Here is a 3098-nt window from a genome sequence, read left to right on the forward strand (position 1 = left end):
AAGGAAGAATTACTCTTGAATAATAGTGAACTGCAGATGATGTGGATCCTTAGAAAGGCATTGAGTTCCTTAGGTACTGCTGACACAACGGACCTATTGATTGAACGGCTGACCAAGACCGAAACGAACGAAGAATTTGCTGATCTGATTATCAACACAGCTTTTACCGAGAATTCTCGCTTCTAGAAAGTGATTATCCTTCGATTTTGGTTTTTGAACACCTTGTCGTATCCTAGACTTGAGAGAAGCTATGTGTCCTGAAAACACCTTCAGTCTGAAGTTCGCCGGCAGGCCACATTGTTGCTGGCCGGCAGTAGATACTCTTATGCTTTTCCAGCGAAGGTTCGGCTGTTCGTTGCTTTACTCTAATCTCGTGTGTTATAATGTATTCGATTTATAGGAAGGCTTGGTTTAGTGACCAGGTCAAAAGAGGTGAAAGAGTGTGAAAAAGGGTATTCATCCCCAGGTTTATAAGACCAGAGTCACTTGTGCGTGTGGGGAAAGTTTTGAGACGTTATCGACCAAGGAAAACCTTCGGGTGGAGATTTGCTCTAAGTGTCACCCGTTTTATACAGGTCAAAGGCAAAGACATACGACCCGAGACGGGCGTGTGGACAGGTTCCGAAGGAAATATGGGATCACCGAGGAGTAGCAGATTATCAGGATAATGCGTTCTTTTCTCATTGAAGAGGGAAGAACGCATTTTTTAGGAGTTTGGGCGTGTGCGAGAAGTTGCAATAGGAAACCTCTTGATTGGCAACCGTGTATTCCTGGCCCCAATGGCGGGAGTCACCGACAGTGCATTTCGACAACTAGCGGTGGAAATGGGAGCTGGCTTCGTCTTTACAGAAATGATTAGTGCTGAAGCCATTATGCACGGGAATAGAAAGACAGAGGAACTAGCACGTTTTTCCGAGAATGAACGCCCAATTGGCATCCAGCTTTTTGGTTCCCGACCTGAGATTCTTGCAAAAGCCGCCCAACAGCTTATGGCCCTTCATCCTGACCTATTTGACATTAACATGGGATGTCCTGTTCCCAAGGTGGTTCGCCACGGTGCTGGTTCAGCTCTGATGCAAGACTTACCGTTGGCTGCGGAGATCATTCGGGCGGTGGTAGATGCGGTGGACGTGCCAGTGACTGTCAAGATCCGGAAGGCCTGGGGTAATAATGAGGATGCTCTGGCATCTGAGTTAGCCGAAGTTGCTGAGCAGGCTGGGGCCTCTGCCATTACAGTCCATGGCCGTACTAGAGAGCAGTTTTACCAGGGACGTGCCGATTGGACTATTATTGGGAAGGTTAAGAAACGAGTCACCATTCCTGTGATTGGTAATGGTGATATTAATTCTCCGCTGGATATGGTCAGTATGATTTCCAAGACCAACTGTGATGCGGTGATGATTGGTCGAGGGGCACGGGGGAATCCCTGGATTTTCAAGCAATGCGTGGAGTACCTGAAGACAGGAGTGCTACTGCCTGAACCTTCCTTTGAGGACCGTCTTGCTATGGTGCTTCGGCATGCGCTGATGGCAACTGAAGCAAAGGGTGAGTATATCGCTTCCCTGGAAATGCGAAAGCACATTGGATGGTACCTGAAAGGTATGCCCGGGTCGGCAGAAGTACGACAGGCGATCAACCGGGCGAGGGGTATTGATGAATACCTACGGATTTTACGGGAGTACGAGAGGTATCTAAAGGACAGCAGTGTTCAAGCAGAACATCATCACCCGGAGTGATTGACGTGGCACAGGAGTTTGAACTGATTAGAATCGGCGATAAACTCATCAGCACCGAGAAGATCGAGACCGCAGTGACTAAGATCTTGGAGTTGCGGGCTAAGGGTATTTCACAGCAGGAGGTTGCCAACGCGGTTGGTGTGGACAGGACTTTTGTGTCCCGATTGGAGAGTATCGGTGAGATTAGGAAGGGTAGAAAAACAGCCTTAATTGGTTTTCCCATTGCCAACAAGGAAGAAATAGTCAAGACGGCCAAGGAACAGGGCTTTGATTATGTCCTGATTCTTACTAACAATGAGCGATGGGACTTTGTGGAGGAATTGACGGGCGCGGCATTGTTTAACCAGATTATGGAGCTTGTTAGTGGGCTACAGAAATATGATAGCGTGGTATTTTTGGGTTCAGACATGCGGATTAAAATGGCCGAGGAGATTCTGGGCAACCAAGTAATTGGTGTAGAGCTTGGTAGTTCGCCCTTGGAAGCGGATAAGTATGTATCCCCCGAATTGGTGGTCCAATTAGCTTCCGCCTTACGCACAGAATAAACCAGGAGCGGAACAGTTGACACCCGGAGGCTTTGCTACTATAATTAATCACATCGATTCTAGGGAAGGAGACCAGGGGTAGCAATGGCTGAAAAGGAAGTTCTCCTGACACGGGAAGGTTTGGAAAAGTTGGAAGGGGAGTTGGATTATCTCATACGAGTAAGACGTCGCGAGGTAGCCGAACGGATCAAAGAAGCACTGGGATTTGGGGATATCAGTGAGAATTCGGAATATGATGCGGCCAAGGATGAACAGGCCCAGGTAGAGGCCAGAATCTCTAAGATTCGTGGTATTCTGCGCAATGCAGTACTCATCAACAACGACGAAGATGATGATACTGAGGAAGTAAAGGTAGGCTATACGGTTGTAGTCAAGGAGCTAGGCACCGGGAAAGAGTGGAGGTACAAGGTCGTGGGTTCAGCAGAGGCGGATCCATCGAATCATCGTATTTCCAATGAATCCCCTGTAGGCCGTGCTTTGCTTGGGAAAACCATTGGAGACCAGGTGGCGGTAACAGTGCCAGCTGGTGTTTTGCATTTCGAGATTCTGGATATTAATAAGTAGTGAGTGATTTGCGGAGGTGTGTTTTGGTGACTAATAGGCTGCCGCCCGAGGACATCCAGGCGGCCGAGGAAATGAATGATCAAATGCAAGCCCGCCTTGCCAAGAAGAAAGAGTTGGATGAGGCTGGGATTGATCCCTTCGGCAGGAGTTTTGAGGTGACTCATCGTGCGACAGATATTATTGACAATTTTGATCAATTAGAAGGACAGCACGTTAGAGTTGCTGGCAGGATCATGGCCCTCCGAGGCCATGG

The 3098-nt window shown here is 48.3% G+C and carries 6 protein-coding genes; all 6 read left to right on the forward strand.

Annotation, left to right across the window (positions count from 1 at the left end; all coding sequences use genetic code 11):
• Positions 1–186 (forward strand): hypothetical protein (locus M0Q40_12635; GenBank protein MCK9223433.1); only part of this gene is annotated, 186 nt, incomplete at its 5' end.
• A gap of 256 nt (positions 187–442) precedes the next feature.
• Positions 443–652 carry a 50S ribosomal protein L31 gene (gene rpmE, locus M0Q40_12640; protein MCK9223434.1) on the forward strand — a complete coding sequence of 70 codons (210 nt, stop codon included), beginning with the start codon at positions 443–445 and terminating at the stop codon, positions 650–652.
• Positions 653–722: 70 nt separating this feature from the next.
• On the forward strand, positions 723–1736 hold the full coding sequence (dusB, locus tag M0Q40_12645; protein ID MCK9223435.1) for a tRNA dihydrouridine synthase DusB: 1014 nt from the start codon (positions 723–725) through the stop codon (positions 1734–1736).
• Positions 1737–1741: 5 nt separating this feature from the next.
• On the forward strand, positions 1742–2281 hold the full coding sequence (locus M0Q40_12650) for a transcriptional regulator (protein ID MCK9223436.1): 540 nt from the start codon (positions 1742–1744) through the stop codon (positions 2279–2281).
• Between the two features lie 84 nt (positions 2282–2365).
• Positions 2366–2845, forward strand: coding sequence for a transcription elongation factor GreA (greA, locus tag M0Q40_12655; GenBank protein MCK9223437.1), 480 nt, complete (start codon positions 2366–2368; stop codon positions 2843–2845).
• Positions 2846–2871: 26 nt separating this feature from the next.
• A partial coding sequence (locus M0Q40_12660; protein MCK9223438.1) for a lysine--tRNA ligase occupies positions 2872–3098 on the forward strand: 227 nt, incomplete at its 3' end.

This window comes from Limnochordia bacterium (assembly GCA_023230925.1).
Taxonomy (GTDB): domain Bacteria; phylum Bacillota; class Limnochordia; order DUMW01; family DUMW01; genus JALNWK01.

Coding starts and splice junctions, on each gene's coding strand:
- greA (MCK9223437.1), top strand. CDS start 2,366: ATGGCTGAAAAGGAAGTTCTCCTGACACGGGAAGGTTTGGAAAAGTTG.